Genomic DNA, 5,332 nt, shown 5'->3' with positions numbered 1-5,332 from the left:
GCGAGACGCCAGTGTGAACCTTTACCGCTGGGTGCTATGGCGTCTGATCGAGGCCAGCCAGCATGGACGGGATTACTGGCAGGTGGTTCAGACTTCTCTGTTGAGCATTTTGGGTGACCAGAACGATAAAATTTCCACAAACTATGGAGCTGTGTTTGTAGCCAAGTTGAAACGCTTGGGCGTCTGGGAAGAACTCAGGTTCGCCTGGAGTAAGTAGCTTTTTAAGTGCCAAGCATAATTATCTTGCGTTAGGTAGTTAGTCTAGGGCAAAGTATAAAAATTTAGGGAGTAATGCTAGAATAGCTAAGTCTCTAGGAGGACTCTGTGAAGAAATACATCTTGCTGTTTTCTGCTATGTTTGTTTGCATTTCAATGGCGCAAACTTCTACACCCGCGAACATTGAAGATTCTATCTTAGATATAGCCACTCATCCTGAAAATCATAATATGGTGAGGACATCTAATCTAATACCCCTTACTGAAAAAACTAATATTTTTACGATTGAATTGAATGATAAAGACTTTAAGACGGTACAATTAAATGTCTTAGAAAAAGACAAAAATGGCTGGGAAATAAGATTGATTGGTAAAAAATTAAACACTCTGAATTTTGCTCATAAGCCGAGATTAGTTTTTACTGTAAATAATGACACTTTAGGAGATATTTTAGAGGGTTATGTTTTTGAAGATGGACCCTTGAAGAATTTTTATTTAACAAGAAAATTATTTCCTGGTTTAAATACTGAAGGCGTCCCATATATTTTAACTCCAAAATATATCGAAGCAACATTTTCCAAAGAAGACCCTGATGATGAATATTACAATGAGAATTTCCAATATTCATTATTTGCACCATATTATTACATAAATAATAAAGATGAATTTTGTGGTAAAGATTTTGTGTCATGTAAAGACTAAATGTTCTATCTCTAAGCTGTAGGTTTTTACTCTCTTTTTAGATATTCCAGGGGAACCAGAAATCTTTTGATGGCTTCCCCTGCTTTTTTGCGGTCCAGGTGGAGGACGCTGGTGAGGTACTCCAGGGCGTAGCCTTTCACCGCCCGGTCGTAGGCTTTCTGGGTGGGCAGGGGGATGAGAATCCAGCGTTTGAGGCCGATCAGCTCCCGGGTGATCAGGTTGATGGTCTTGAAGTATTCCCCCTGGCTCTTGCGGACCTTCAGGGGCTTGCCGTCTCCCTGCTTGAAGTAGTGGGCCCGGTGGCTGAGGTCATGCACCAGGTACTGCTTGCTTCTGAGGAACGTCTTGCTGGCCAGCAGGCAGGCCCGGCCCCGCTCGGGCAGGTATTTCACCACCAGTGGGGTCAGCTCCACAGGATCCCGCTCCAGGTCCTGCAGGGTGAACTTGAAGGCCCTGGGGTAACTTTCCTTCTGGGCCAGCACCACCCAGCCCTCCGGTACCTTCACCACCACAGTCCCACGGGGTTCCCGGCCAGGATCCTCCTGTAAGAGGACCCCATAGCGGTACTGGTTGGCCTGCTTGCAGACGTTGATGAGGGACCGGTAATCGTCAGAGTCCCAGCGGTAACGGGTTTTGATGGCCACAGTTCCTCCTGAAAAAATGGGGTCTGGAAAACAAAAAATCCTTCTGGTTTGTCTTTCTCAAAATGGGGATCCTGTGGAGTCGCAAAACTTGCGAATCTCCACAGGAGGTGAATCATGGTTTGGAACCCGTCTCTGGTCGTCTCCACGGAAAGGTTGAGTGCCTCTCCTCCACAGACCACATGCGTCCACGCTCACCCAGAAACCTGGCGCCCTTGGCTGTCAGACCGAAGTCCTACCCCACTACTACGGCGCCTCTGTTGCACGCTTTTAGCCCAGCCTTCTCCCAGACACCCGTGACGGTGAATGGTTCTTTCAGCTGCTCCTTCTGGGTTTCGCACACCACAGGAGGAAGGTTCTGCTGTCACCAGCAGCCCAGGCACACCAGCAAAGCTGATGCAGGTGCAATCCCTACGTCTCATGCACAACCATCGATCAGGGAGGGTCCGGTCATTTCTGGTCCGGCTTTTTCGGAAAGTCCCGCACACTTCACTGTCCTTTTCAGGACCGCCTTTACCCGATGTGAGTCGGGGTAAACCCTGAACACAGGTGAGAGCCACAAATCCCTGTGTCCGGCGGTGAAACCCAGTGTTGGATTTCGTTGTTCCATGCACCTTCAGCCTCTCTTTGCCCGTTTCACAGGGCTCGCCCTTTGATCTCTTCGCCACCACTTCGGACTGTGCTTCATGCTGTGCGGCACGGTCAGCCCTGGTCTTGAAGTCACCCAGCGGGGAACTGGGGGGAGGAATGGATACCTCCTGTAAATGCACTACGCAGGCATACGGCTCTTTGCTCCTGGCAGAAAACCAAACCTCGAAAGGAATGTGGATAGACGGAGTTCTCAGGCTCCACCTCCACCCAAACCGTGCGGGCATCTGTTAAATGCACACGGCTTTCACGCTTCTGGACGGATTCTCAGGCCCGTTCGTTCGCGCATGATTCAGGGTTCCAAACCTTCACCACTTCCAGGGTAATTTTTGCAGGTTAGAATTGCAAGGCCGCAAAAATATGTGACTCTCTTTTTTAAGGTGTGCTCTTCGGGCCTTGGAGTTGCAGCTGGAGGGGGGTTTTCTGGGAGGCTTACCAGGGCTAGAATGACTCATGCAATTGACGTTTACCACCAGTGACCTGGTGAATATGACGGGGAAAAGCCGGGAGCAGGTGCGTCTGGTGCTGGATGAGTGGGAGCGCCAGAGCGGAAGCGTCTTGCCGAGGGGTGCCGCAAAGGAACGGCAGCTGTCGGTGGAGGTGGCCAGCCTGGTGCTAGGTGTTTTCAAACTCATGTATCCGAAATCGGGGAAGAAATCGACCATGGCGGAGGCCGTGAAGGGGATGCTGAAGGAGGCCCAGGTCAGAGAGGGCAGGCCGGATCCTTTGAGGGATGCGGTGAGGGCGGAGCTGGAGCCACTGCGCCGTCTGGTGGTGGAGGAGATCACCAGCCAGGTGCTGCCCCTGGCCAAGGATGTGCAGAACCTTTCCAGGGACCTGGTGCAGGCCACCCAGCAGCAGGTCAGGCAGCTGGTGGGTCAGCCGGACGAGGACACCCCCACCCTGGTGGAGGACATCCGTTCACTGGTGGAAGCCAGTGAGGAAGGCATCGAGGCCCTGGCAGAGACCAGCCAGGATCAGCTGGAGGAAGTGGCCAGAAGTGGGATCAATCAGGTTCACAGAATGGCCAGCAGTGGCGAGCAGAACCTTAAGCAGGTTCAGGAGACCGCCACAAGGCAGCTGAAGGCCACTGCAGACCAGGTCCGCAAGGAAATCACGCAAGAACTGGACCTGAGGCTTACAGAGGCTCTAGAGAAGCAGAGCACCATGGTGAGCATCCAAGGGATGCTGATTGCAATGGGTCTAAGTCTCTTACTGGGACTCGGAATTGGGATTTTTTTGGGCAGAACTTTTTGATAATTGATATATAAGATTTTAATTTTGTTTGAGTTCGGGATTGATAATAAACAAGAATTAAAATAGAATGAGTCATGTCTAAGTCTAAAGTAGTTTTTCTGGTGTTGGCATTAGGGGTCGGTAAATCTTTTGCTCTGCAAAGCCTGTCTTCTGTTGCTGAAAATCTCAGCAATTTCCAAAACGTTTGTGAAGTTACGGTTAGTGCGCTTCTAGATGCAGTTGAGCAGGCTAAATATTCAGAATACCTTACTAGTTCCTATAAAAATAAACTTACTTCAATAGGTGCCTTAAAAGATGATAAAGAATGCGAAGACAGTGATTTGAGGCTTGATGTGTTGGTATTAATTAATAAAACCCCAATTCAATTTAACAATGGGGTGAATTGGATTTACACTTATGATGCCAGTATAGATGTTTACGCTAAAAAATATCAAAATTTGAGAAATGTAACTATTTACAAAGGATGGACTGTAGGTGCTAATGCTACCATTAAAGAATCACAATCTTCTTTTGAGGATGGTCTGGATGTTTATTTTGAAAAGTTCTTAAGTGAGTGGAATAAAGGGCATTGATTAATTTTAAATCTTGAAAGATGCACTTTGTCTACGGTATTAAGGATTACCGTAGACAAAACTCTCACTGAAATCAGCTCTGATTGCCCAAAGACCCTTTGAGGAATTTTTGCTGTTTACCACAGGTTTTTGTGTTTTGAGACCCCCCCTCTTGGGACTTCAATCCCAGGAGGGGGTTGATTTTGGTGCAGCTTGGTATAGTGTGGGAAGTGTAAAAAAATTGCCGCAACTGCTTCCAACAGTTACGGCGGGCCTCGGGTGGGCTAGAACTCCACCACTGCCCTTGATTTTACAGAAAGGCCTCAAAACATGCTAGATCCATTGGCACAATCTGGTGCCTCCACTTCCCCTATATCGAACAATCGTTTTTTTCAAACGCTGAGTCCAGCGGCCCAGAAGCACCTGCAGGAGATGCAGGAGAAGACTGTGGGTGGCCCAGTGGTGGACGCTGCACCTCTTGCAGAGTCACCCGTGAAGCCTTCTGCAGCATCCAGGCTCGCTCATGGTGCAGTGTCCACCACTGGGGAGATCTTTTCTCCAAGCTTGCATCCTGTGCGGGTGCAGGATATCCAACACATCCAGGGAAGATTACAGGACCTGGATCCTGTCTTGCAGGACACCTACCAGGTGCTGCGTCGTCTTGCTGCTGCCCATGCCCAGAAGCACCGCAGAAAATTCATTGGGACGTACTGCTTTTTCACTTCAAACGAGCTGCTGATGGATGCCCTGGGCCTCAAGAAGACCACCTTCTACCAGGTCCTTGCGGCTCTGCAGGCAACAGGCCTTGTCTACCGCAAAGGTTGGACCAGTCCCATCAAGAACCCCACCACAGGGAAGGCTGTGTGTGGAGGAACCCTCTGGGCCATTGTGGTGGACCCCAACAGCACCCGCAAAGCCCGGTTCACCTGGTGGGACTGGCATGGCGGAATGTACCGCGACATGGCCAGAGTGCTCACCGAAAAAACCAGCGTCCACAACTTCAGGTGCAAGCACGAACAGACACTACAATCCCTGGAAAAGGAAATGAGATATCAAATTCTAGAAGGGTATACGTTATCCGGGGTGTTAGAAATCAATCCCGTTACCCCTGTGGGTAGTGTCTGTTCGCAGGATCCCAAAGAGCTGATTTTTGCTCTGGAATCCGGGAAATTCCTGCTTCCGCAGACCCGGGGGGAATGGGTGGAAAAAATGGCCGATCAGCTGGCCACCCTGATGCGAGACGCCAGTGTGAACCTTTACCGCTGGGTGCTATGGCGTCTGATCGAGGCCAGCCAGCATGGACGGGATTACTGGCAG

The 5,332-nt window shown here is 49.7% G+C and carries 6 protein-coding genes; 5 read left to right on the top strand and 1 reads right to left on the bottom strand.

The window, feature by feature from the left end:
• Together IEY52_RS26885 and IEY52_RS26185 are read left to right on the top strand one after the other, a co-directional pair.
• A partial coding sequence (locus IEY52_RS26885; protein ID WP_229684993.1) for a hypothetical protein occupies positions 1-217 on the top strand: 217 nt, incomplete at its 5' end.
• A gap of 107 nt (positions 218-324) precedes the next feature.
• Positions 325-918, top strand: coding sequence for a hypothetical protein (locus IEY52_RS26185; RefSeq protein ID WP_189009562.1), 594 nt, complete (start codon positions 325-327; stop codon positions 916-918).
• A 26-nt stretch (positions 919-944) separates the two neighbouring features.
• Here IEY52_RS26185 and IEY52_RS26180 read toward each other — a convergent pair whose 3' ends face one another.
• Positions 945-1,562: a hypothetical protein gene (locus IEY52_RS26180; RefSeq protein ID WP_189009558.1), complete on the bottom strand. Its 618-nt coding sequence runs from the start codon at positions 1,560-1,562 to the stop codon at positions 945-947.
• 1,098 nt (positions 1,563-2,660) lie between these two features.
• Between IEY52_RS26180 and IEY52_RS26175 the strand changes: the two genes are divergently transcribed.
• From IEY52_RS26175 to IEY52_RS26165, 3 genes are all read left to right on the top strand, one after another.
• Positions 2,661-3,464 (top strand): hypothetical protein, encoded by an 804-nt coding sequence (locus IEY52_RS26175; protein WP_189009555.1) that lies wholly within the window; start codon positions 2,661-2,663, stop codon positions 3,462-3,464.
• Between the two features lie 74 nt (positions 3,465-3,538).
• Positions 3,539-4,036, top strand: a complete 498-nt coding sequence (locus IEY52_RS26170; RefSeq protein WP_189009552.1) for a prefoldin domain-containing protein — start codon at positions 3,539-3,541, stop codon at positions 4,034-4,036.
• 558 nt (positions 4,037-4,594) lie between these two features.
• Positions 4,595-5,332, top strand: a 738-nt coding sequence (locus IEY52_RS26165) for a hypothetical protein (RefSeq protein ID WP_189009549.1), incomplete at its 3' end; no start/stop codon positions are given.

This window comes from Deinococcus roseus (assembly GCF_014646895.1).
In the GTDB taxonomy this organism is placed as follows: domain Bacteria; phylum Deinococcota; class Deinococci; order Deinococcales; family Deinococcaceae; genus Deinococcus_C; species Deinococcus_C roseus.
The sequence above is the reverse complement of the archived record's forward strand: the minus strand, read 5'-3'. Positions and strand labels throughout refer to the sequence as shown.

Excerpts from the sequence above, each read along its gene's own strand:
- IEY52_RS26175 (WP_189009555.1), top strand. The coding sequence starts at position 2,661 with ATGCAATTGACGTTTACCACCAGTGACCTGGTGAATATGACGGGGAAA.
- IEY52_RS26170 (WP_189009552.1), top strand. The coding sequence starts at position 3,539 with ATGTCTAAGTCTAAAGTAGTTTTTCTGGTGTTGGCATTAGGGGTCGGT.